Annotated in this window: 23 protein-coding genes; 9 read left to right on the top strand and 14 right to left on the bottom strand. The window is 34.5% G+C overall.

Annotated elements, in window-relative coordinates; genetic code table 11:
• Positions 1-6 precede the first annotated feature (6 nt).
• The 5 genes from GZ212_RS07110 to GZ212_RS07090 all read left to right on the top strand — a co-directional run bounded on the left by GZ212_RS07110 (position 7) and on the right by GZ212_RS07090 (position 4,288).
• Positions 7-1,314, top strand: a complete 1,308-nt coding sequence (locus tag GZ212_RS07110; protein WP_166958519.1) for a (Fe-S)-binding protein — start codon at positions 7-9, stop codon at positions 1,312-1,314.
• 27 nt (positions 1,315-1,341) lie between these two features.
• Positions 1,342-2,133: a (Fe-S)-binding protein gene (locus GZ212_RS07105; protein WP_206080404.1), complete on the top strand. Its 792-nt coding sequence runs from the start codon at positions 1,342-1,344 to the stop codon at positions 2,131-2,133.
• Between the two features lie 131 nt (positions 2,134-2,264).
• Entirely contained in the window at positions 2,265-3,488 is a 1,224-nt protein-coding gene (gene serB / locus GZ212_RS07100; RefSeq protein WP_206080403.1) for a phosphoserine phosphatase SerB, read from the top strand.
• 111 nt (positions 3,489-3,599) lie between these two features.
• Complete coding sequence (locus GZ212_RS07095) at positions 3,600-3,800, top strand: hypothetical protein (protein WP_166958517.1); 201 nt, start codon at positions 3,600-3,602, stop codon at positions 3,798-3,800.
• A 2-nt stretch (positions 3,801-3,802) separates the two neighbouring features.
• A complete protein-coding gene (locus tag GZ212_RS07090) occupies positions 3,803-4,288 on the top strand; it encodes an ABC transporter ATPase (RefSeq protein ID WP_166958515.1) in 486 nt (161 codons plus the stop codon).
• A gap of 4 nt (positions 4,289-4,292) precedes the next feature.
• On the opposite strand, the gene GZ212_RS07085 is transcribed toward GZ212_RS07090, so the two are convergent.
• Positions 4,293-4,700, bottom strand: coding sequence for a helix-turn-helix domain-containing protein (locus tag GZ212_RS07085; protein WP_166958513.1), 408 nt, complete (start codon positions 4,698-4,700; stop codon positions 4,293-4,295).
• Between the two features lie 301 nt (positions 4,701-5,001).
• Between GZ212_RS07085 and GZ212_RS07080 the strand changes: the two genes are divergently transcribed.
• From GZ212_RS07080 to GZ212_RS07070, 3 genes are all read left to right on the top strand, one after another.
• Positions 5,002-6,132: a M14 metallopeptidase family protein gene (locus GZ212_RS07080; protein ID WP_166958511.1), complete on the top strand. Its 1,131-nt coding sequence runs from the start codon at positions 5,002-5,004 to the stop codon at positions 6,130-6,132.
• Positions 6,133-6,214: 82 nt separating this feature from the next.
• The gene (locus tag GZ212_RS07075) at positions 6,215-6,697 is read left to right on the top strand and encodes an Lrp/AsnC family transcriptional regulator (RefSeq protein WP_053972712.1); all 483 of its coding nucleotides are present in this window, start codon (positions 6,215-6,217) and stop codon (positions 6,695-6,697) included.
• Between the two features lie 61 nt (positions 6,698-6,758).
• Positions 6,759-7,301, top strand: coding sequence for a DinB family protein (locus GZ212_RS07070; protein WP_166958509.1), 543 nt, complete (start codon positions 6,759-6,761; stop codon positions 7,299-7,301).
• Here GZ212_RS07070 and GZ212_RS07065 read toward each other — a convergent pair.
• Together GZ212_RS07065 and aroB are read right to left on the bottom strand one after the other, a co-directional pair.
• Positions 7,277-7,582 (bottom strand): hypothetical protein, encoded by a 306-nt coding sequence (locus GZ212_RS07065; RefSeq protein ID WP_053972714.1) that lies wholly within the window; start codon positions 7,580-7,582, stop codon positions 7,277-7,279. The two genes, GZ212_RS07070 and GZ212_RS07065, sit on opposite strands and share 25 nt — an antisense overlap.
• A gap of 76 nt (positions 7,583-7,658) precedes the next feature.
• The gene (gene aroB, locus GZ212_RS07060; RefSeq protein ID WP_166958507.1) at positions 7,659-8,729 is read right to left on the bottom strand and encodes a 3-dehydroquinate synthase; all 1,071 of its coding nucleotides are present in this window, start codon (positions 8,727-8,729) and stop codon (positions 7,659-7,661) included.
• A gap of 93 nt (positions 8,730-8,822) precedes the next feature.
• Between aroB and GZ212_RS07055 the strand changes: the two genes are divergently transcribed.
• On the top strand, positions 8,823-10,007 hold the full coding sequence (locus GZ212_RS07055) for a proline dehydrogenase family protein (RefSeq protein ID WP_166958505.1): 1,185 nt from the start codon (positions 8,823-8,825) through the stop codon (positions 10,005-10,007).
• A gap of 1 nt (position 10,008) precedes the next feature.
• Here the strand turns inward: GZ212_RS07055 and GZ212_RS07050 are convergent, their stop codons facing one another.
• The 11 genes from GZ212_RS07050 to asnB (GZ212_RS07000) form a co-directional block, all read right to left on the bottom strand.
• On the bottom strand, positions 10,009-12,357 hold the full coding sequence (locus GZ212_RS07050; RefSeq protein ID WP_166958503.1) for a polysaccharide biosynthesis tyrosine autokinase: 2,349 nt from the start codon (positions 12,355-12,357) through the stop codon (positions 10,009-10,011).
• Positions 12,358-12,361: 4 nt separating this feature from the next.
• Positions 12,362-13,138: a polysaccharide biosynthesis/export family protein gene (locus GZ212_RS07045; protein ID WP_166958501.1), complete on the bottom strand. Its 777-nt coding sequence runs from the start codon at positions 13,136-13,138 to the stop codon at positions 12,362-12,364.
• Between the two features lie 5 nt (positions 13,139-13,143).
• Positions 13,144-15,030, bottom strand: a complete 1,887-nt coding sequence (locus tag GZ212_RS07040; RefSeq protein ID WP_370520458.1) for a polysaccharide biosynthesis protein — start codon at positions 15,028-15,030, stop codon at positions 13,144-13,146.
• A gap of 13 nt (positions 15,031-15,043) precedes the next feature.
• A complete protein-coding gene (locus tag GZ212_RS07035; protein WP_166958499.1) occupies positions 15,044-16,186 on the bottom strand; it encodes a DegT/DnrJ/EryC1/StrS aminotransferase family protein in 1,143 nt (380 codons plus the stop codon).
• A gap of 225 nt (positions 16,187-16,411) precedes the next feature.
• Entirely contained in the window at positions 16,412-16,990 is a 579-nt protein-coding gene (locus tag GZ212_RS07030; protein ID WP_240923780.1) for a sugar transferase, read from the bottom strand.
• 8 nt (positions 16,991-16,998) lie between these two features.
• Positions 16,999-18,207, bottom strand: coding sequence for a DegT/DnrJ/EryC1/StrS aminotransferase family protein (locus GZ212_RS07025; RefSeq protein ID WP_166958495.1), 1,209 nt, complete (start codon positions 18,205-18,207; stop codon positions 16,999-17,001).
• Entirely contained in the window at positions 18,204-19,316 is a 1,113-nt protein-coding gene (locus GZ212_RS07020; protein ID WP_166958493.1) for a glycosyltransferase, read from the bottom strand. The genes GZ212_RS07025 and GZ212_RS07020 overlap by 4 nt, the downstream gene beginning before the upstream one ends.
• Positions 19,313-21,202, bottom strand: a complete 1,890-nt coding sequence (gene asnB / locus GZ212_RS07015) for an asparagine synthase (glutamine-hydrolyzing) (protein WP_166958491.1) — start codon at positions 21,200-21,202, stop codon at positions 19,313-19,315. Before asnB (GZ212_RS07015) ends, GZ212_RS07020 begins: the two co-directional genes overlap by 4 nt.
• A complete protein-coding gene (locus tag GZ212_RS07010) occupies positions 21,202-22,356 on the bottom strand; it encodes a glycosyltransferase (RefSeq protein ID WP_166958489.1) in 1,155 nt (384 codons plus the stop codon). Before GZ212_RS07010 ends, asnB (GZ212_RS07015) begins: the two co-directional genes overlap by 1 nt.
• Positions 22,356-23,417, bottom strand: a complete 1,062-nt coding sequence (locus tag GZ212_RS07005) for a glycosyltransferase (RefSeq protein WP_166958487.1) — start codon at positions 23,415-23,417, stop codon at positions 22,356-22,358. The genes GZ212_RS07010 and GZ212_RS07005 overlap by 1 nt, the downstream gene beginning before the upstream one ends.
• Positions 23,417-25,255 (bottom strand): asparagine synthase (glutamine-hydrolyzing), encoded by a 1,839-nt coding sequence (gene asnB, locus GZ212_RS07000; RefSeq protein WP_166958485.1) that lies wholly within the window; start codon positions 25,253-25,255, stop codon positions 23,417-23,419. The genes GZ212_RS07005 and asnB (GZ212_RS07000) overlap by 1 nt, the downstream gene beginning before the upstream one ends.
• Between the last annotated feature and the right edge of the window lie 2 nt (positions 25,256-25,257).

Below are 25,257 nucleotides of genomic sequence, written 5' to 3'. Positions count from 1 at the left end.
CAATAAATGAACTACTTACCAAATATTTTATTTGCCTTATCTTTAATTTTGGGCATTGGCTATTTTGCTAAAAATGTCAAAAAACTTTTAAGGAATATTCGCCTAGGCCATGATGTAGATGTAAGCGATCAAAAGCCACAAAGGTGGCGTAATATGATGAGAATAGCTTTAGGGCAGTCCAAAATGGTCAACCGTCCTATAGCTGGATTTCTTCATATTATTGTTTATGCAGGCTTCATCATTATAAATATTGAAGTACTGGAAATTATAATCGATGGTCTTTTTGGAACGCATCGTATCATGTCTAGCTTAGGGAGTTTCTATGGCTTCTTGATAGGGTCTTTTGAAGTATTGGCTTTATTGGTTTTTGTTTCGGTAATTATTTTTTGGATTCGAAGAAATGTAATTAAACTTCAGCGTTTTTGGAAGCCCGAAATGAAGGGTTGGCCAAAAAATGACGGAAATTTCATCCTATATTTTGAAATGGTATTGATGACTTTGTTTCTAGTCATGAATGCTACAGATGTTCACTTTCAGGAGATGAATTCAGGAAATGTAATAAGTCAAATGATTGCTCCGTGGTTTGAAGGTTTATCAGTTGGAACCTTGCATACGATCGAGCGTGCCGCTTGGTGGTTACATATTTTGGGAATTTTGGTTTTTCTTAATTACCTATATTTTTCAAAGCACTTACATATTCTGTTGGCCTTTCCAAACACCTATTATGGTCGTGTTACGCCAAAAGGACAATTCAATAATTTGGAAGCCGTTACTAATGAGGTGAAAATGATGATGGATCCCAATGTAGACCCATTTGCAGCACCTGCAGAAGGAGCCGATGCAACTGTTCCTGCAAAATTTGGAGCTAGTGATGTCATGGATTTGAATTGGGTTCAGTTATTAAATGCCTATACATGTACCGAGTGTGGAAGATGTACCAGTGAATGTCCTGCAAACCAAACAGGTAAAAAATTATCTCCTAGAAAAATCATGATGGATACCAGAGACCGCTTGGAGGAAGTTGGTAAAAACATCGATGCCAATAAAGGAGAATTTAAGGACGATGGTAAACAATTACTTGGCGACTACATAACTAATGAAGAACTATGGGCATGTACTACCTGTAATGCTTGTGTGGAAGCTTGTCCAGTAAGTATCGATCCGTTGTCCATTATTATGGAAATGAGACGTTATTTAGTTATGGAACAAAGTGCTGCACCCATGGAATTGAATAACATGATGACCAATATTGAAAATAATGGCGCGCCTTGGCCTTACAACCAAATGGACCGTCTTAATTGGGTAAATGAATAACTTGAATTTAAAAAGATTTTAAACGACATGAGCCAATTGATAGTAAAAACCATGGCTGATTTTATGGCCGAAGGAAAGCAACCCGAAATATTGTTTTGGGTGGGTTCAGCTGGAAGTTATGATGATAGGGCCAAAAAAATCACTAGAGCTTTCGTTAAGATTTTAAACAAAGCTCAAGTTGATTTTGCGGTATTAGGAACTGAAGAGAGTTGTACAGGCGATGTAGCCAAACGAGCAGGGAATGAATTTTTGTTTCAAATGCAGGCTATGATGAATATAGAGGTTTTAAATGGCTATGAAGTAAAACGAATTGTAACCGCTTGTCCACATTCATATAATACACTTAAAAATGAATATCCTTCATTAGGAGGAAACTATCACGTGCAGCACCATACTGAATATATTGAGGAGTTATTACAAAATGGTCGTCTGAAACTAGAGAGCAGTTCCAAATTAAATGGAAAACGAGTAACCTTTCATGATCCTTGTTATTTAGGTCGCGCCAATGAAGTTTTTGAAGTTCCTAGAAATCTACTGAAGACTTTGGGGGTAGACCTTAAGGAGATGAAGCGAAATAGGAGAACAGCCTTATGCTGTGGTGCTGGTGGAGCTCAAATGTTTAAAGAACCCGAGAAAGGTGATAAGGATATTAATGTTTTAAGAACAGAAGATGCCCTTGAAACCCAGCCTGAAATTATAGCAACGGGTTGTCCTTACTGTAATACGATGATGACAGATGGTGTTAAGTCGAAGGAGAAGGAGGATAGCATACAAGTATTGGATGTCGCTGAATTAATTGCAAATTCCCAAGATTTATAACCTTTTTAGATTGAAATATCTATCGCACAATCTCAAGATTACATTATTGTTTTAGGTCTTCTAAAATTTATTTGAATTTGTTTTCAATTCATAGTTAGTTTTTTATTCAGCCCAAAAAAGATAAAATAGACATGACTAAAGAGATATTCCTTTTAAATATTTCAGGACAAGATAAACCAGGATTAACATCAGCTTTAACAGAAGTTTTGGCCGATTACGGAGCGAAAGTTCTCGATATTGGTCAAGCTAATATTCATGATACCTTATCTCTAGGAATCTTGTTCGAAATAAAGTCAAAAGCAAAGTCTGCGGCTGTTCTTAAAGATTTGCTTTTCAAAGCCTATGAATTAGGAATCACGGCAAAGTTTACGCCAATTACTTCTGAGAACTATGAAAAATGGGTAAGCTTTCAAGGAAAGGACCGCTATATCGTTACGCTTTTAGGTGAAAAATTAAGCGCCGAACAAATAACCAAGGTTACTAAAGTTATTTCAGAGAAAAATTTAAATATTGATGCCATAAAAAGACTAACAGGGCGGATTTCTTTAAATAAGGAAGAAGAATATCCACGCGCTTGTATCGAACTCTCCATTAGAGGGTGCATCAATGATAAATCGGAATTCACTGAAAAATTTATGCAAATATCACAGGATTTGGATGTAGATATTGCTTTTCAGGAAGATAACATCTACCGGAGAAACAGAAGATTGGTTTGTTTTGATATGGACTCTACGTTAATTCAAACAGAAGTTATTGATGAGTTGGCTGAATTAGCAGGGGTGGGAGAACAAGTGAAGGCTATTACCGAATCAGCAATGCAGGGAGAGATTGATTTCAAGGAGAGTTTTACGCAACGTATGAAATTATTGGAAGGTTTGAGCGAGGAAGTGCTTCAAGATGTTGCTAAAAACCTGCCTATAACAAAAGGTGCTAGAAGATTGATTGACACGTTAAAAAGCTATGGCTTTAAAACAGCTATCTTATCTGGAGGCTTTACTTATTTTGGTCATTATTTGCAAAAGGAATTGGGCATGGATTATGTCTATGCTAACCAACTGGAAATAAAAGACGGGAAATTGACAGGAGGGTATGTTGGTGAAATTGTGGATGGCTTAAAAAAGGCAGAATACCTCAAAGAGATTGCTGATAAAGAAGGGATTAATATCAGTCAGACTATTGCGGTTGGTGATGGAGCCAATGATTTGCCAATGCTCAATCTAGCTGGTTTGGGAATTGCTTTTCATGCTAAACCCACTGTTAAAAACAATGCTCAAAATTCCATTTCAAGTATCGGATTGGACGGCGTACTTTATCTATTGGGTTATCATGATAGACATATCGACTTGTTGGAATAGGAAGCTCAATGATCTGTACCTAGCATACCATAATGAAGCATAAGTTTTTATTTTTATTGGGCACTTAGTTTTATGGATTCAATTCAATAAAAAAGCAATAGAGGAAGAAAAATGAATGATAGAAAATTAAAAACTACAAAGGAGTTAGTGAAAATGTACGTAATCAGCGGTGGTATTTTTGCTATACTAATGGCTGGATTTGATTGGTTTGTAGACCATGATTTTAATGTGTGGAAATTTGTATTCCATTTTCTATTCTTTGGCGGATTTATGACCTTTGCAAATAGATTTAATTACTACGAAAATAAATAACTATGTTAGTTGATTTTGATACACTGCCAGATGAATCCCGAGTTTGGATCTATCAGGCAAACAGATCTTTTTCGGATGAGGAATTGTCTGATATTGAAGAAAAATTAAAAGTCTTTTTAGAGGCTTGGACGGCTCATGGTAGTGACCTAAAAGCAGGATATACAATAAAATACAAGCGTTTTATCATTATTGCTTTGGATCAGGAGTTGCAATCAGCTACTGGGTGTTCCATTGACGCTTCCGTACATTTTATTCAGCAATTGGAGCAGGCTTACCAGGTAGATTTGATGGACAAAATGAATGTGTCCTATAAGCAAGGAGAATTCGTCGCTTATAAGCCTTTAATCGAATTTAGAAAAATGGCCAAGGATAAAGCTGTTTCAAAAAATACCATTGTATTTAATAATTTGGTGAATAACATTGCTGAATTTAAAGAAAACTGGGAAGTGCCAGCTAGTGAAAGCTGGCATTCTAGATTTGTAAAATAGGAAATTAGGATGGATCGAAATTTTTGAAAGTACCGTCTTTATAAAAAATAACAATTCGTTCTATTTTATTACCATCTTTTTTGAATTCCTCTGAAACAACTTCGTTCGATGTTTTTTCAGGGGATTTTTTATTTTCTTTCACATCGAAATCTTCGTTTGAAAAAAGAGTGTTCTTTTCTTGTCCTTCATCTGGAAATTGCCCCTTTCCATTCAATAGCCAATACAATTCTACTTCAGGGTAGGATGAGAGAATTTTTAAAACAAAATCCAAACTAGGTTTATTTCTCCCAGAAAGTATATGTGAGATACTGGAACGTTGTACACCAATTTTTTCTGCAAAGGAGGAGGCAGATTCTTGGTAGTATTCTATGATTTTTTGAAGTCGGATGGCGAATTCGGAGCTGTTTACCATTGTAAATTACATTTTCAAAAACTACATGTTACAAATGTAATATTTAAATAGAGATTTCTCAAATATTTGTTTAAATATGTAAAAAATATATTGAATTTATGCTTTACTAAAGTCTATTTATAATACTGAAAAACAACGTTTTAATACAATTTTAGATTTAGTGCTTAATTTATGCGTTTATAACATCAGGAAGACTCTCTAAATGACCTTGGTGATGTTTATTGATGTATACAAACTATTATAAAACCTCTGTTTACAGTTGTAAAAAAGTAAATGTTTACATTTGTATTTTTAAAATAATATGGCAGCTAAACATCAGGAAACTTTTAACCTTGTCAAAGAGAAAACATTGTTTGGAAGGTACATTTGCAACGATCATGTACTACCTCTTTTAGACAACTTGAAGAGCGTTTTTAGAGTAACTGAAATTGGACGATCTGTTTTAAATAAGCCTATTTATGCTATTGAGTTAGGTAATGGACCCAAAAGGATTTTGATGTGGTCACAGATGCATGGGAACGAAAGTACAACCACAAAAGCTGTATTTGATATACTGAATCTTCTTTCACTATCCAATAAAGATTCTGATGCTATTCTTAATAGTTGTTCCATTGCTATTATTCCTATTTTAAATCCAGATGGAGCTGAACAATATACAAGGGTTAATGCCAATGAAGTAGATTTGAATCGAGACGCTGTCAATCTTAGTCAACCTGAAAGTATTATATTGAGGGATTATTATAATAAATATCAACCGCACTTCTGTTTTAATCTGCATGGGCAGCGCACTATCTTTGGTGTGGGAGATACAGGAAAATCAGCTACGGTTTCTTTTTTATCTCCAGCTGCAGACCCAGAAAGAACCGTGAATTCTACAAGAAAGGTTGCTATGGAGCTTATCTCGGCTATGAATGACGAACTTCAAAGAGTTATTCCAGGGCAGGTAGGGATTTATGATGATAGTTTCAATATTAATTGTGTTGGGGATACGTTTCAGAATCTAGGGACTCCTACGGTTTTGTTTGAGGCAGGTCATTATGATGATGATTATAATCGGGAGGAAACGAGGTATTTTATATTTTTTTCACTATTACGCGCTTTATCTTATATATCAGAAAATGAAGTACAAGGAGATAGGAGTGAAGGGTATTTTAGTATTCCAAATAATGAAAAGAATTTCTTTGACATCATTATAAGAAATGTAATGGAAGGTCCTGAATTTGATATAGGAATTCAGTATCAGGAAAAATTGGACCAAAACACTATTAAATTTATACCAAAAGTTGAAAAAATTTCCAATTTGTCAAAATTCTTCGCTCATAAGGTCTTCAATGCCAATAAACACAAGGTATTAAGTGCTAAAGGAACACTTATTTCAGAGGGTATCGAAATCGATTTCGTTGAGATAAATTCTAAGAAATTCTCATTATAACTGATAAAATCTTAATAAAAGATGCATATTATTTAATAATAATGTATTAATTTTGATTTTTATTAAAAATAACGAAAACGCTATGGCTAAATTTAAACTAGACGAAATCGATCACCAAATTTTGGATATGTTGATTGATAATACTAGGGTTCCCTTTACTGATATTGCAAAAAAATTGGTTATCTCTGCAGGTACGGTACATGTACGTGTGAAAAAAATGGAAGAAGCTGGAATAATCCAAGGTTCTTCATTAACATTAGATTACAAAAAGTTAGGGTATTCGTTTATTGCCTATGTGGGAATTTTTCTTCAAAACACTTCACAAACTAAATTTGTTTTGGAGCGTATTAACGAAATACCTTTTGTTACCGTGGCGCACATTACAACTGGCAAATTCAATGTATTCTGCAAAGTAAGAGCTAAAAATACAGATCACGCCAAAGATGTAATATTTATGCTGGACGACATAGAAGGGGTTTACAGAACAGAAACTATGATATCATTGGAAGAAAGTATCAACGACAAGAAGCGTTTGATGCATTCTATTTTTAATGATATGTTATAATATTATTGTTAAACTTATTATCCGCCAAGCCTCTTTAAAAATAAAGGGGCTTGTTTTTTATATGAAAGCATCAAATATCCTTCCTGCAGAATTTCACTCCTTTTATAAACCATATATGGATAAATTAGGGGATATGGTTTTGATAGAGGGGCTTAAAACAAATTTAAAGGAGTCGCTAGAGTTTTTTGACAAGATACCTGTTGAAAAACACGGTTATTGTTACCAAGAGGATAAATGGACTATTAAGGATGTTATCCAGCATATGATTGATGTTGAAAGAGTTTTTGCTTATCGCGCCTTAAGATTTTCAAGAGGAGATCAAACAAACTTACCAGGGTTTGATGAGAATGATTATGCAAAAACTGCAGAAGCAATTAATCGTAGTTGGGAATCTCTTATTTCGGAATTTGAAATGGTCAGAAAAAGCAACATTCTATTATTTGAAAGCTTTAGTGATGAAAAGTTAACCTTGGCAGGTACTGCCAATAATGGAATAATGACCGTTAGGGCGCTGGGTTTTGTAATAATAGGACATTGCCAGCATCATTTGCGAGTTCTTGAAGAAAGGTATTTGCAAGATTATTCTTCTTCGTCATCATTATAAACCTCACCCTTAAAATCTTCATTAATGATAACATTACCTAAGTCATCAACTTCTAAATCTTCAATGCTTTCAAAGTTGGTCATAGTATAATGTAATTTGCTACTTACTTTTACCAAGTAAATGGCATCTTCAGTTCTAACTTCAACGGCTTCAATGGTTTGGTTGTGATGATTGTCAAAGGTTATGATATCGTCATCACCATAACCATCGGGGAATTTCTCGGTTAGTAATTTGAGAATTTCAGGCGTGAGTCTTTTATAGTCAACTATAATTTTTCTCATTACCAAGGATTTAGGTGTTATTGATGCAGTTTACAACCTTTTCTCCAGCAACTTTTTATAAAAATACAAAATAAATTTATTGGTTGTTGTAAAAAATGAAAGCTTCCTCTATTAAATTATTGTCTACTTGGCAATCAATTTTTGGCAATCCTATATCCTCTAAAAGAACAAAATTAATTTGCCCATAATCATTTTTCTTGTCGTATTTGAGTAACTCTATAACAGGTTGGAAATCCGTTTCTGCAATGGGGTGATGGTCAAATATTTCAATCAAAGTTTTAGTGATTTCAACTAGTTTATGTTCTGGAAAACCTAGTTGTTTAAAGGAAATATAAGTTTCTAAAATCATTCCTATTACAATGGCTTCACCATGTAGGAACGGATTTTTTTGGGGATGGCTTAAGTAATAGGATTCAATGGCATGCCCTAGTGTATGACCATAATTGAGAGTTTTTCGCAAATTGTTCTCGTTGGGATCTTTTTCAACTACCTCCTTTTTAATTAATATGGATTGATGGATTAATTGATCAAATTGGTCCGATTCCAACAATTCCATCTTTTTGAAGGCATTGAAGTAAGTTTCATCTTGTATGAGGCCATGTTTGAGCATTTCAGCGACACCAGATCTAAATTGGTTTTCTGGTAGAGTAGATAAAAAGGAAGTGTCGATTAAAACCATTTCACCTGAACTAATAACCCCAATCTGATTTTTTAAATGACCCAAATCTACGCCTGTTTTTCCGCCAATAGAGGCATCGACCATAGAAAGCAGGGAAGTGGGAACATTGATATAAGCCATTCCTCTTTTGAAAGTACAGGCTACAAATCCGCCTAAATCTGTAATGACGCCTCCTCCTACATTGATAAGCAAACTTTTTCTGTCTGCTTCCAATTCCGAAAGGGCTTCCCAAACACCAAGGCAGGTTTCGATGTTTTTATGTTCTTCCCCAGATTCAATTTCTATAATTTCTATGTCACAAGTGGTTTCTATTTGAGACAAAAGGGAAGGCAAGCAAAACTCGTGTGTATTCTCGTCAACAAGAACAAAAATTTTAGAATAACGAACCTCTTTTAGGTGCTGGTTTAGTTGCTTATAACATTCATTATTGAAATGAATGGGGCAACCATTACTTATAATAGAATTCATGTTCAAAAATAGTCATTTTAAGTGTGAAAATAAGCGTTAATTTAATACCAAAAAAGCTTGCGATAAATTATATTTGCACACCAATTTTTTGAAATGAATAACGAACGTATTTTTGATAACACCAAGGTTGCTTTTTCGTTAAAAAGCAATGTTGAATTGAATCGTGCTTATTTATTATTTAAGATGATTTCATTTGAACCTTTAGTAAAGGTTGGGAAGGCGTTAAGTAATTTTGCAATCAAATCCAATTTACCGGTAGAAAGCGTTATTAGAGCAACAGTATTTGACCATTTTTGCGGTGGAGTGAATGAGAAAGATTGCCTACCCGTAATTGACCAAATGTTTGAAAAAGGGGTGTCCTCCGTTTTGGATTTCTCTGTTGAAGGGAAGGAAAACGAAGCGCATTTTGATTTTGCGATGGAAAAGACCCTAGAAATCATCAGATTTTCAGCCAATAAAGACGCGATGCCAATAGCAGTTTTTAAACCAACTGGGTTTGGTAGGTTGAAATTGTATCAAAAAATTGGAGAAAAAGGTCCACTTACCGATTCAGAAAAACAAGAATGGGAACGTGTAGTGAATCGATTTGATCAAATTGGAAAATTAGCCAAAGAGCTGGATGTAGAGCTTTTGATTGATGCTGAAGAGAGTTGGATGCAAGACGCAGCAGATGATTTGGTAAGCCAGTTGATGGAGAAGTACAATACAGAAAAACCAATAGTATTCAATACGCTTCAAATGTACCGACATGACCGTATGGATTTTCTTAAACGAGAACATCAAATAGCCAATGAAAAAGGCTATTTTTTGGGTTACAAAATCGTAAGAGGGGCCTATATGGAGAAGGAAAATGAGCGTGCAGAGGAGATGGGGTATCCAACCCCGATATGTGCCAATAAGGCTGAGACTGATGAGAATTTCAATAATGCAGCTACTTATATTTTAGATCATTTGGATCAAATATCCTTATTTGCTGGTACACATAATGAATTCAGTAGTTATCTGATCATGGATTTAATGGCTCAAAAGAATATCGCAAATAATGACGAAAGAGTGTGGTTTGGGCAGTTATATGGTATGAGTGACCATATTAGCTTTAACTTAGCTGAAAAAGGCTATAATGTAGCAAAATATGTCCCATTTGGCCCCGTCAAAGATGTGTTACCTTATCTTATTAGGAGAGCGGAAGAAAATACTTCGGTTGCCGGTCAAACTGGTCGGGAATTAATGTTGTTAACCAAAGAAAAGGAAAGAAGGAAAAACCAAAAAGAAGATTAAATTATTTAAACTTCCACCATGCTTTCTTTTTGGAAGGCATCTTTCCGTAACCATAGCCATAGCCATAGCCACGTTTGTGGTCAACTCCATTTAAAAGAATAGCCATGTTTGGAAGGCGTTTTTCATCATACATTCTTTGAGCTATCTCCAGCTGATCTTTTCTAAGGTAATTGGCACGCACTACATATATAAACAAGTCTGCAAACTTGCTGATTAAGAGCGTATCGGTTACCAGACCAACAGCGGCCGTATCAACAATGATATAATCATAAGAGTTTTTTACGGAATCAAACATATCTTTGACCCTGTGACTCATTAATAATTCAGCCGGATTAGGAGGAATGGTTCCAGATGGAATGATGTCTAAATATTCGGATCCCGGATATTTTGAAATAACTTCATGGATGTCTAAATGATGGTTTCCAATGAAATTGGTAACACCTGTTTTATTCTCAACATCCAAATAATTAGTAGCTCTAGGAACTCGAATATCAGTTTCGATTAAGAGAACTTTTTTATCGGAATAGGCTAGGGATAAAGCCAAATTAATAGAACTATGAGATTTACCTTCCTTACTCGTAGTGGAGGTGACAAAAATAATTTTGGCTCTATCGGAAATATTCTGAAGCATGAAATCAATATTCGTTCGAACCATTCTAAAAGCTTCAGCCTTTGGTGAGTAGTCTACTTTGGATATCAAATGTTGTTTTTTGTTTGATCTTGGGATGTCTCCAATAAAAGGAACGGAAAGGGCTTTTTTGATATCGGAAATGTTATGAACCTTATCATCTAATAAGTCAATTAAGTAAACAAACCCGACTGGTACTGCTAAACCGAGTATCAACCCAGCGAGTAGAATTAATGGTACCTTGGGTGAAACTGGTTGGTTTGAAACATACGCTTTGTCAACAATTTTGGCATTAGGGGAAGAGACTCCGTGAGTAATAGCCGCTTCTTCACGTTTTTCAAGTAAATAGAGGTACAAAGCTTCTTTAATGTCTTGTTGTCTTTTAATGTCCCTGAATTGTCTTTGTTTTTTAGGAGCAGAATATATTTGGGAGTTTATTCGTTGGTTTTCATTTACTAGATTGTTATAAGTGATTTGGTTCGTTGATTTGATGCTGCTTAAGCTTTCTTGTAAATTCGCTTTAAGCTGATCAATTTGATTGGTTAAATTAACAACCGTTGGGTTTTTATCACTTGAATTCTTTAATAGTCGGTTACGCTCTAAAACCAATTCGTTATGCTTTTTGGTAATTAAAGCAACTGAATTGTCGGATATTCCAATATTGGCAGGAAGTAGGTCATTGGCTTGTCCTTTTTCAGATAAATGATCGGACATGTAGTCAATCAATTGAATTTGATTGGCTGTTTGAATGATTTGACTCTCGTTTTCCTTTTCATTTTGAAGGAATAGGGAAGACTGGGTTTGAAGATCGGTTAATTTGTTTTCTTTCTGCAGGGATTCTGCAGTTAAATCAACTTCGCCCAATTCTTCGGAAACGATTTCCAGTCGGCTATTGATAAAGTCAGAAGTGGCCTGAACAACTAGTTCTTTGTCCTTGACAATATCCTCATTGTATTTCTCAATTAGTTTATCGAGAAATAAGGAGGCTTTCTCCTTAACATGATCCTTAATGGATAGTTTAATGACATTGGAAGTTTCTTTATTTTCAAGAATCAATTTTCCTTTATAATCAGAAGCCACCTTTTCAATTGGACTTATTTTTACAGTTATTCTTGAGCCTATTTTGGCGGCATATTCACCTATTCTGGGAGTGATAGTAATGTCTCCAAAGCTGGTTGTTACAGGTTCTCCAAAATTATGAATGGTGCCTTCGTCATCCAAATCCTTTTCCTTTTTTGTTTTCAATTTGGAAAAGTCGGCTCCTTTAAGGAGAAATTGCGTACCAGAATTAATTTTAATTGTTAAGGTGGTGTCAACCTTATAAATTAGAGAGTCGGGTTCACTGAAATTAATTGAAATGGGAGGATTGGAATAGGTTTCGTGGTCATTAATTCTACCCTCCACAAAGTATTGGATATTAAATTTTAAGTCTTTTATGGCTTCGGTGATAATGGTTCTCGACTTTATGACTTCTATTTCATCAAGAACGTTAGTATTATTGGTTTTAAAGAGACCATAATTTTGAAGCGTATTTAATTCTGGTAATTTAGAGTTGCTTTTGTCGTCCTTCAATTTGATAGTGGCTGAAGCTTGGTATAAATAATCGGTATATCTTAAATATAAAAATACCAATGCCATAAAACCAATTAAGCAGATTAAAATGAATTTCCACTTAAGTAAATAGGGAGAGAGAATTTCTCGAAAACTATCTTTTTGTTTCATAAAATTATTTTACCAATATGGCTACCAAAGTAACTAATGTTGCTACTGCTGAAATGATGATGGCATTATTTTGGTTAAAGGCGCTTGATCTTACCCTAGCTTTATTAGGCTCAACATAAATTACATCATTTTGTTCTAGATAGTAATTTTGGTCATTCAAAACGTTTTTTTGAGTTAGATTAAACCTGCCATATTGTTTCACTCCGTTTTTTTCTCTTATTAAAAATACATTGTCTCGTTTTCCGTAGATAGTTAAATCTCCAGCCATTCCAAGAGCTTCACTTAAAGAAATGCGTTCGTCTTCAATTGAAAACGTACCAGGGTTATTTACTTCACCTAAAACAGTGACAGTAAAATTAGTAAGTCTGATATTTATGATAGGATCTTTAACATACTCCGAAATTTTTTCTCGCATCATATTTACGGTTTCTTGTCTGGTTAAACCGCCAATTTGAATGGTTCCTAGCACAGGGAATTCGATATTACCATCGGCATCCACTAAATAGGTCTGTATTCGCATTTCTCCTTGATAATTTACCGATGAGAAAGTGTTGGTAATCACAGGTAAATTGAATGGCTTGACGGTTTCAGGGTCAAGTGCTGAAACGTTTATGGATACCAAGTCATTAGGTTTATAAGTAATGCTAGGAGAGAACGCAATGTTTGATTCTGCCGTTATAGGCTGATTCTGAAAATAAACAACATCCTCTCTAGAGGCACATGCATTTAATAGGAAAACAGCGATTAAGAGGATAATGTAATAGTTGGTTTTGGATTTCATAATGATTATTTTGATCTCATATTTAATACCTCATATTTGGTATTGTTAGGATTGTATTCTGGAACGATATCTTTAATTTTAGCCACGATATCAATATTTTGAGTGTGGGGTCCCACAGTACATAAATCCTTAATGTTTTTTTCCATTTGAATAATGTCAATGATTTTACATTTAGCAATCATGATTTTTTCATTATACGTGGGTTTAGTGTTTTCTCCATCCACCAAGAGTTCCTCATAAATCTTTTCTCCAGGTCTCAATCCTGTTATTTTAATTCCAATGTCTTCTGGATATCGAAATCCTGAAAGTGTAATCATGTTGACAGCAAGGTCAAAAATCTTGACTGGTTTGCCCATATCAAAAACAAAGATTTCATAGCCATGACCCATAGCAGCAGCTTCCAGTACTAGCTGGCAAGCTTCAGGAATAGTCATGAAATATCTTATGATATCGGGATGGGTCACGGTAAGTGGCCCACCAGCTTCAATCTGTTTCTTGAATAGAGGAATGACTGAGCCATTTGAGCCTAAAACATTTCCAAACCTCGTAATGATAAACTTGGTTTTACCATTTGAAAATTTCTTTTGGCAACAAACTATCATTTCAGCAATTCTTTTTGAGGCACCCATAACATTTGTCGGATTAACTGCCTTATCTGTAGATACCAAGATAAACTTATTAATACCGTATTTGTTAGATAAGTTTATTAGGTTTTGAGTTCCTTTTACGTTAACACTAACTGCTTCGTAGGGGTTGTGTTCCATGAGGGGAACATGCTTGTATGCCGCTGCATGGAATACAATATCGGGTTTATGACGATGGAATAGGAGGTCCAGTCTCTGAATATTTCTAATATCAGCGATTATGGCCTCAATATTGGTTATTCCCTTTTGTAATAATTCTTGTTCCACATCATAAAGCGCAGATTCGGCATTATCTAAAAGAATTATTTTTTTGAGATTGTAATTAGTCAATTTTCTAACCAATTCACTACCAATAGATCCGGCAGCTCCAGTAACCAAGGCCACTTTGTTGCTGTATTCTTCTGTTAAGAGTGGGTTGTCTATATTGATAGGTTCTCGTCCCAACAAGTCTTCAATATTAATATCTTTAATTTGGCCAAAACTTAAATCGCCATCAATCCAATGCTTTACAGCTGGAACAATTTTTACTTTTAGTCCAATCGAAAATAATCTACTTGTAATTTGTAATAGTCTATTGGAATCTATCGTTTGAATGGAAATAATGACCTCATCTATAACGTTTTTATCAACGAACTCTCTAGTTATTTTTTTGGGACTATAAACCTTCAGTTGGTTTATTTTTTTATCAGTTTTTCGCTCATCATCATCAATGAAGCCAATTACTTGAATGTTACTTCGGGGGTCATTGGTGACGGCATCATAGGCAATCATACCAGAGGTTCCGGCGCCATAAATCAAAGCTATTTTCTTTTCGTCAAATTCAGTAACAATACTTTGGTAAATGGACTTCACAAAAAACTTGGCACCTACCAAAAAGAAAATATTTAATAAGAGGTGGATGTATATAATGGAACCCGGTATGTCAAATACTAAATCAAATTGATATTTTCTGCTTAAAAAGGTGGTAATAATTAAAATGGTTGCTAGGATATTAATACCAATAATCAAGTTAATAACATCGTTGGCGCCTGTAAATCGAACCACGCCCTCGTGGGATTTGACTGCTAAAAAGCTAATTACAGCAGCTATTAAAACAAATGGAATTTGTTTGAGAAAAATGACGACATCAAAATTTATTTCGAAGTTGTACCTAATGATGTAAGCCAAGAAAAAGGTAAATGAAACGACACAGAGATCAAACAGCATGACCAGCCATTTACTGGCATAGCGGTTAAATAGCTTTCTCAATATGTAGTTTAATTTATTCAAAATATGCTTTAATGTATTTTATAATAAGATTTAAATCTTTATCTGTCATGCTTGAGCCACTCGGCAAACAAAGGCCTCTTTTGAATAGGTCTTCTGAAACGCCATTTAAAAAGGCTCGCACATTTTCAAAAATGGGTTGCATGTGCATAGGTTTCCAAGATGGTCTGGCTTCAATATTTTTAGAAAGTAATAAGTCTAAGATACCATCACGTTGTTCTTGTGTTTTAAGTAAAATGCACGTCAACCATCTATTGGATAAAAATCCTTCGGGTTCTTCAAGAAAACTGATTTCTTCTATATTGTCTAGTTTGTCTTTATAGTAATTATAAATTTTTCTTCTAGATGCAATTCGGTCTTCCAGCACCTCCATTTGACCGCGTCCAATACCAGCTGAAACATTACTCATTCTATAATTGTATCCAATGTCTTTATGGGAGTAGTGAATTCCAACTTCTTTGGCTTGAGTAGAAAGATAAACAGCCTTGGCTTTTAATTTTTCTGATTTAGAAATTAAAGCGCCACCTCCAGAGGTGGTAATTATCTTATTGCCGTTGAAGGAAAGGACAGAGAAATCGCCAAACGTACCACATTTTTGGTTTTTGTAGGAACTGCCTATGGCTTGGGCACTGTCCTCTAAAATGGGGATTCCGTATTTGCTTGCAATAGTATGTATTTGCTCCACTTTATATGGCATACCATAAAGATTTATTACAATTATAGCCTTTGGCCTTTTTCCTTTTTTAATCCTTGAAATTATTGCTTTTTCCAATAATTCAGGACACATATTCCATGTGTCTTTTTCGCTATCAATTAGAACAGGGTTTGCTCCTAAATAAATAACTGGATTAACTGAGGCTATAAAAGTCTTTGTTTGGCAAAGCACTTCATCTCCAGGTCGCACCCCTAACATAATAAGTCCCAAATGAATGGCTGCAGTACCAGAGGTAACTGCTGTGACATAGGAGCTGTTTTGTAAATAACTCTCAAGGTCTTTTTCAAACCCTTCAATATTTGGTCCAATTGGGGCAATCCAGTTGGATTCAAAGGCTTCATGAATGTATTTCAGTTCCTTTCCACTCATATGTGGAGGGGACAACCAAATTCTCTTATATTCCTTTTTGGCGCTTTGATCCATGGTAAATATCTGTTATAATCATTTAACTTTCAAAAAAATACGATAAATCGCTCATTTCTACGATGTTCCTTTAAGATGCTTTTAGACAATGGTTTAAACTAATTTTAGAAATAAGAAATAATGTCTCATATTGAATTTACTGCTTCAATGACCATGAAAGATTAAAGGTTTGGTTTAATTAATAATTGTAGAAATAAAAATATCAATTTTTTAGAACCTGAGAAACTAGCTCATTATTTTAAAAAGGGTTTTTAAAATAATTTTAATGTCCGTTATTAAATACGGACGGTCGATGTAGTTCATGTTCAATTTGATTTTGGCAGGCATGATTTCAGAAATGTAATATTCCTCTGGGTTATCTGCTTTTTTCAGTAATTCGGCCTCATCTCTAAAGGCAATGGAAGCATAATCTGTTATACCGGGTTTTACTTCTAGGATTTTTAAATCATCCTTAGAATAAAAATCAACATATTTCCTTACTTCTGGCCTGGGACCGACAAAACTCATGTCTCCCTTTAGAACATTAAATAGTTGAGGTAGTTCATCGAATTTGAATTTCCTTAAAAATTGTCCAATATGTGTCACTCTTGGATCTTTATCTCCTAAGGTCAATAATCCTTTTTTATCGGCATCTACATACATGGTTCTAAACTTATAAATAAAGAAATCATGATTGTTTTTGCCTACTCGTTTTTGAAGATATAGAATCGGACCTTTTGAATCCAATTTGATTAGAATGGCGATTACCAACAAAATGGGAGACAAAAAAAAGATTCCCAAAATGGACATTATAATGTCAAACATTCTTTTAATCATAAGACAGATTCAACTGCTTCACTCACAGTTTGGGTGATAAAGTTTAATTGCTCTTCTTTTAGTTGCGGATAAATAGGAAGTGAGATTTCGCATTTATATTGTTGATAGGCACTAGGGAAATCTGCAATTTCAAACCCCATATCCTTAAAAACGGATAGTAGAGGCAAAGGTTGGAAATGAACATTAACAGAAACCTCTTTTTCTGCAATTTTCTTCATAATCTCATCTCTTTGCTCCTCACTACAATCGGCTATTCTCAAAGCATAAATATGGCAGGAAGATACTTTAGCGTTATCCTGAAATTTTGGTAAAATGGCCCATGTCTTTTGCTGAAAAAAATCTTGATAAAATGAAAAAATATCTTTACGCTGGTGAAGTGTAGAATCAAAATATTCAGGCAATTGAGCAATACCGATAGCTGCCAAAACATCTGGTAAATTAACTTTTATTCCTGGGTAAACTATGTCGTATTTCCATCCACCCGCTTGTGACTTTGTAAATGCATCTTTGGTTTGACCGTTTAAAGAAAAGCATCTAAGGTATTTATACTCATCTTCATTACTGAATGGTTCTTCCGGTAAATTCAAGCATATGGCACCTCCTTCTGCAGTAGTAACATTTTTGACTGCATGAAATGAGAATACAGTTAAATCGGCTGATGCACCTAAATACGTTCCATTGTATTTGGCCCCCAATGAATGAGCAGCATCAGATAATACCAAAATTCTCCCCAATTTCTCCTGATTTACTGATTCTGGAGTAAATAGATGCCTTGAATTGGTGGTGATTTTCATGATTTCGTCATAATCACATGGCCAACCGCCAATGTCAACAGGAATAATGGCCTTCGTTTTATCAGTTATTTTCTTTTCAATTTCTTCAATCGAAATATTAAAATCATCCTTAACATCTACCATTACAGGTGTAGCTCCAGCATGAATTACAGCAAGAGCTGTTGCAGAATAAGTGTAAGCAGGAATAATGACTTCATCACCTTTTTTGACTCCCAGCCATTTTAGAGCCAATATTAAACCTGATGTTGCAGAGTTCACGCCAAGAGCATTTTTAGCTCCTGTATAATGGCATATCATTTCTTCAAGTTTCTTGACTTTAGGTCCGGTAGTAATCCATCCCGATTGCAAGGAATCCATAACTTCATCTAATACGGATTGGGTAATGTAGGGTGGTGAAAATGGGATTTTCATATTTTTCTTTGATTAATAGCTGTTTCAAAGATAGTTATATATTCCTTACTTATTTTATCTAATCCGAACTGTTTTACATGCTCCAACCCAATTTTTGAGAGGTCTTCATTCAAGTACTTATTTTCAGCCAACCCTTTCATGGTTTCTACTAAAGCATTCGTTTGGTTGGGTTCAATTAAAATGGCCGCTTCCTTGTTGTTGTAGACATATTGTGTTACGCCTGTGACCTTTGTGGAGATTATGGGTAAGCCCACTGCAGCGGCTTCCAACAATACTCTGGGGAAGCCTTCACCATAGAATGTAGGTAATACAAAAGCATCAGATTGACAAAGTAAATCCATGATATCTGTTCTGGAACCCAATATTTCTACGATATTCTGATATTGATCTAGAATGGATTGATTGAGTCTTTCGCTATTTTCCTCCAATGGGCCAACCAGCAAAAAGCGGTAATCAAATCCTTGACTTTTTAATGTCTTTGCGGCCTCTAAATAGTTAATGATTCCTTTTTCATACACCAATCTTGAAACGCAAATGAAGGTGTAAGGATTGCTCTTTCTAGCTGCTACTTTTGAAATGTCTTTTAGTTCTATTCCACTACTTAAAATTAAGGTTGTTTGGTCCTTATCTGCTAATTGATTTTCAATAAAATAATCTTGATCGTCTGTATTTTGAAATACCGTAACAGCAACTCTTTTCCGTATGGATTTGTGGAGCTTTTGATACATGGTCTTCAAGATGAAAGAAGAGAGGCCTTTTTTCATGAAAATTTTCCCAAGTCCCGTAATCGTTCTACTGACGGGAGTATTTTGCTTCCTTAAAGCAATAGGCAAAAGAAAAGCTGGTTTGGTATCAAAAGTGTGTATCAGATCAAAGGAGTTATTTGTAAAATATTCTTTGTACCACTGGATTGTCTTGAGGTCTGATAAAAGTGAAAACTCCCTTTGCAAAGGGTAGTTCTCATATCTGATATAGTCAGGAAAATTATAGGAACTTGTCCCAATAATCGTCACTTCAAATCCAGCTTCAATTAGATATTTTGAAAGATCGATTCTTTTGTGCACATCTTCGCCGCCTACTAAACAAATTTTACGTCTTTCTATTGTCATAAATAATTTTTTTCATACCATTTTTGGAAGACGTAAAATGTCCATGCTTGTCTGCTACTATCTATGTTTCCGGTTAAGTGGTTGTTCAGCAAGTCTTGAATTTGATCCTTTTGAAAGACGCCTTGTTTGTTTAAAAATTCATTTGAGACATAATGCGCCACTTCTTTTTTTAGACTTGATCGTAACCAATCGCCAACAGGAACAACAAAACCTTGCTTTGATTTCTCTAGAAAACCTTCAGGGAATTCAGATTTGAATGTTTCCTTCAGGATGTGTTTTTTATTCCATCCATTCAATAAAAAGCTTGATGGAAGCGAATTGGTGTATTTCCAGAGTTTTTTATTTAAAAAAGGAGCTCTACACTCTAAAGAGGCAAACATGCTTGTTCTATCCACCTTAACCAACATATCTCCTTCCAAACTTACATGTCTATCTAATTCTCTGAAATCATTAAGAGAATTTAATTTTAGGTGTTTCGTGATTTCTTGGTAATGATCAAACGGATTTTCATAAACAAAGTCTTTCTGAAGCATATGTTCTGGTTGTAAAAAGCCTTGACTTATAATATTCCAATAGTAAGAATTGCCATATTCAACAGAATTAATAAGTTTCTTAAGTTTGAATTTAATTCCTTGATTATCATCCTTACTTGAAAGCAATTTATTAGTCAAATCTTTAGTAGCATTGTGAAGGCTTTTTGGAACCCAACGTGTGTAATGGGTGTTCAGTTTACCCATGTAATACTTGTTGTAACCACCAAACACTTCATCGCCACCATCCCCAGTTAAAGCAACCTTGACGTGTTCTCGAGTAAGTTTGGAAACCATGTAGGTTGGGAGAGAAGAGGGGTCGGCAAAAGGTTCGTCAAAATTTAAAATAATTTCATGGATACTTTCTTCAATGTCGCTTTCCTTTAAGATAAACTCATGGTGGTTACTTTTTATAAGTTTGGCAACCGTTTTGGCTTTGTCAGTTTCATCAAACGCCTCCTTTTCAAAGCCAATGGAGTAAGTATTAATTCTCTCATTTTTAATCTTTGATAATCCCCAACTCACGATGGATGAGTCCACACCTCCTGACAAAAAAGTGCCTAATGGCACATCTGAAATAGATCGAGATTCTATGCTTTCCATAACTAAATCACGTACTTTTGACTTAGCATTTAAGAATTGAATTTCAGTATTTGTGTAGTTTTTTAACTCGTTGATTAAATGTGTTTTGAATGCATTTGATTGAATGTTAAATTCAATATAGGAGTTAGCGTTTAATTTATAAATGTCATTATAAATTGTGTAAGGCGCTGGTATATATGTTAGTTTTAAAAATAGACTTAAACCTTGATTGGAAATAGCAGGCTTAAAATTTAAATAGGAAACAATCGACTTAAGCTCAGAAGCCCAAATAAACTCATTCTGCCCATGATAGTAATAGAGTGGCTTTTCCCCAAAGAGATCGCGAGCAATTATGACTTTTTCCTCTTTTTTGTCATAAATACTGAAGGCAAACATGCCATCCAGCTTTGAAAATGCTTTGGGACCTTGGAATTCATAAAGTTTTAAAATGACTTCGGTGTCACTTTGGGTTTGAAAGGTAGCTCCAGCATTTTCAAGTTCAAACCTTAAGTTTTGATAGTTATATATCTCACCATTGAATACAATAACCAATGATTTATCTTGATTATAAATAGGTTGATGTCCTGTATTTAAATCAATAATAGACAACCTTCTCATAGCCATCCCCACTTGATTTGTTGAATTTCTTTGAACAAAATGACCAGAGTCATCGGGACCTCTATGAATGATTTGATTATTCATTTTAAGAAGCCTATTCTCAAAATCTTCAATAGAACTTGAATGGTATGATATGATTCCGTTAATTCCGCACATTAAAGCAAAGTATCTATTAATTGTTTGATCTGGTTTCCAATTATTTCAATGTCAAAATCCTGAGCTCTTTCAAAGCCTAATTTACTGAATTTTAAGCGTTCGGATTCATTGTGGTATAAAAATTCAATAGCCTTAGCGAGACCCATTTCGTCATTGACATTTATTAAAATTCCGTATTTGGCAAGGTGAAATTCTCCTTGTGGAATGTTGATTTTTTGATTCTCATTTAACAGTTCCAGTGGACCCGTCATACAATTTGTTGCTATTACAGGCAAACCAACCGACATAGCTTCCAAAAGGGCATTTGGAAATCCTTCTGAATGGGAATTAAGAACAAAACCATGACATGTTTTTAAAACTTCTTTAATATTGGGAACAGCCTTATTAAGATTCACCCGGTTCTGGAGATTTTCTGTCGTTATGATAGATTTATAATAATCTTCAAGTTCACCATTTCCGTAAATATCCAAACTGATTTGGTTGTTTACTTTTTTAAGGCTTCTTATAATTCCTTCATGGTTTTTAACTGAAGTAAACCTGCCAACACTTATGATTTTCATGGATTCGGAATCTTTTTTTAGAAAGGAATAATCCTTTTCAGCATCGATAACAATAGGGTTATAGATGACCCTTGTATCCATATTTATATGAAAATTCTTTTTAAGATCTATGTTGATATTCTGCGAATTTGAAAATAAGATATCATTGGAGTTATAGTATTTTTTAAAAGCCCATTTTCTCAGGTTTTTACCAATAATACCTGTATAGTTTTTTGACGGAAAGCAGCGTTCACTTATGATTGTTCTTAATTTTGGTGAATGTGATTTAGCATAGCCATTAATTACATTGGGCAGAGCTAAAAAGGAAATAGAAACATCAATTTTATTTTCGATTAATGTCTTCTTATAAGATTTAAAAAACGACAAATAATCATTCAATTTAGATACAAGATTGGATTTGCTTTTTTCATTTTGCTTCGATAAGCTTAAGATCTTAATATTGGGATCAATGAAGAAGTCAATTTGTTTGTAAAATAGAATGATTGTAACATCATAATATTTAACGAGTTCATTTGCAAGTATACTTACAACTCTTTCTGTGCCACCAAAATAAAGAGCATAGGTAAAAAGTACTATTTTAGGTTTAGATTTCATTAGAGATTGAGTAACAAATTTTCGTATTGACTAATAATTTTGTCCTCATTAAATCGATCCAAAACAATTTTTCTTACTTCTTCAGCTTCAAAAGGAAATACTTGATTGATATGGTTCAAGTGGCTAATGAATTCATCTTCATTTTGAGCAATTAAACCATTGATATTTGGTTCTATAATTTCGTTAAGCCCGCCAGGAGCCTGGAATGCGATTATGGGTGTCCCTGCCATACATGATTCAAGTAAAACATTGGGGAATCCCTCTACATAGGAACCTTGTAGGAATATATCGTGATTGCCAAGTTCTTTGCCCACATCCGAAGTAAATGGTATATGGTTGATATTCTGAATATTTAATTCTTTTGCCAATGCAAAAACATTTTTAGCTTCATTCCCATCCCCAATAATGGTATATGAAAAAGGAAAGTTCAATTGTCCTAAAGCTCTTAAAATTCGGTCATGACCTTTTTCTTTGCTTAATCTTCCAACGGTAATAAATTTGAGTAGTGAATGTACCGTTGATTTTTTTAAAGAGATCTTGGAGGTGATGGGGTTGTTGATAAGTTCTATTTTATCTTCAGGAATACCAAAATTTTTGATCATATCCTCTTTCATGTCTTTGGATTGCGCAATGAATCTATCAATGAACCTGTTGGTTTTAACAATAACTGATTTGGGAAGTACATTGGATTTATTGTATTGATCCAAAACACTTATCACATTGGCTTCTCTTGCAACGAATTTAATGTTCGGAAAAAGAATTGAGATGCCAGCCATCATGGAATTTAAATGCGCAATAGAGCTTAAAACGATATCTGGTTTTTTACTTTTAAATACTTTGATGATTTTTAAAAAAGCCTTGGAAATCTTTGGTTTGTTTAAATAGATGGTCTCTACATTGTCTATCGGGTATACCGAATCTAGGGCGCTCCCAATTACAAGAAGTTCCACTTTAAATTTTTCTTTATTCAATTTTTGGGAAACGAAAGAAAATATTCTTTCGGCACCACCGGCAGCCAAAGAAGGAATAATGAAAATTATATGTTTTTTGTCTTTTTCCATTATTTGATGGAGTAGCCTTTTCCATTTTTAGAGAGCCATTGCTTTAAAACTAACAGTTTCCATATAAGCGGGTATCGGTTCCAGGATCCATCCATGTGTTGATTGATTCTTAAACTAACTTCTTTAGTATTGATGTTTGGAATATTATTAAGTTCAGAATCACTTAATTCCGACAATACATAATCTTTTAAAGTTCCTCTAAACCATTCTTGAAATGGCATGGTGAAGCCTGCTTTTGGTCTGTCGAAGATTTCTTTAGGGACATAGTCATAAAGTACTTCTTTCAAAATGCGCTTTTGGTTTTTACCCTGTATTTTGTATTCTGTAGGCAGGGATCTTGCAAACTCTACTATTCTATAATCCATCAAAGGAGAACGGGCCTCCAATGAGTATGCCATGGTGGCACGATCAACCTTGGTATTGATATCCCAATTAAGGTAGGTTTTTAGATCAAAATCAGACATGCGCTCGTAAATATTCTTCTCCTTGTGTTTTAGATATTTCAGTTCATCAACTTCCAGATAATTAAAATCAGAATCAATCCAACTCGTGTCAACACCTGTCATTCCAGCAATGTAAATGTCATTTACATCATTGAAATTTAAAACCTTACCGATTGTTTTGATACGGTAATTAGAAGGTAATTGCAGAATTTTTGATGCTAATTGACGAGCAGGTTTAGGAAGCATAAAGGCCATTTTACCCTTTTTGATCCAAACATACCTTTCATAACCAATAAAATTTTCATCACCTGCATCACCAGACAAAGCAACTGTAACTTGGTCTCTTGTGTATTTGGATAATAACATGCTTGGAATGGCGGAGGAATCAGCAAAAGGTTCGTCGTAGTAGTATGAAAAATTGTCGATTAAGTCGATACCTTCTTCATAATTGCACTCTATAACATGGTGATCCGTTTTTAAGTGATTCGCAACCTGTTGAGCATAGATACTCTCATCAAATTTTTTCTCATTAAATTTTACAGAAAACGTTTTTATTTTGCTCTCTGTTGTTTGTGTTGCCATGGCAGCGATTACTGATGAATCCACACCACCAGAAAGAAATACCCCTACGGGAACATCTGCAAAAAGTCTCATCTTTACGGCATCTTTTAAAACCGATTTAAGCTCTTCTTTGGCCTCTTCAAACGAACCTTGAAAATAAGGGGTGTGTTTGGTTGAGATGTTCCAGTAAGGTTTTATCGTTAAATTATAGGAATCTAATTGGTATGTAAAATGATTCCCTGGAGGCAGTTTTTTAACTTCATTAAAAATGGAGTAGGGATCTGGAACATCACCCCATGCTAAATAATAACTTATTGATTTACTTGATATGGTTAAATCTGAATTGTAAAGCTGAATGGGAGCTAATTGACTAGCAAATTCAAAGTGACCTTTGTTGTGATAATAATAAAACGGTTTTTGCCCCAATCGGTCTCTGGCTCCAAATAGAATGTTATTTTTCTCATCGTAGATGACAAAGGCAAACATGCCATTAAATTTATTGACACATTCATTTCCATATTCAAGGTAAGCGGCACAAATAACTTCGGTATCGCTTGTGGTTCTAAAGGAGTATCCTTTAAGAACAAGTTCATCCTTCAGACTTAAAAAATTATAAATTTCACCATTAAATACAATATGTACATGATGGTAAGTGAAAGGTTGATTTGACCTTTCATCTAAATCGACAATGGCCAGTCTGTTATGTCCAAATACGACTTTATTGTTGATGTTTATATGTTGTAGCTTGTCGGGACCCCTAAAATTGGTTCTTTCTAGCTTCTTCTGAACTTGGTCTGGTTCATAGATTTTTGTACTTCCGTAAATTCCACACATTT

Origin of the sequence: Mangrovimonas sp. CR14 (assembly GCF_011764015.1) — a bacterium.
Classification (GTDB): domain Bacteria; phylum Bacteroidota; class Bacteroidia; order Flavobacteriales; family Flavobacteriaceae; genus Mangrovimonas; species Mangrovimonas futianensis.
This window is presented reverse-complemented; position numbering and strand designations above follow the sequence as displayed.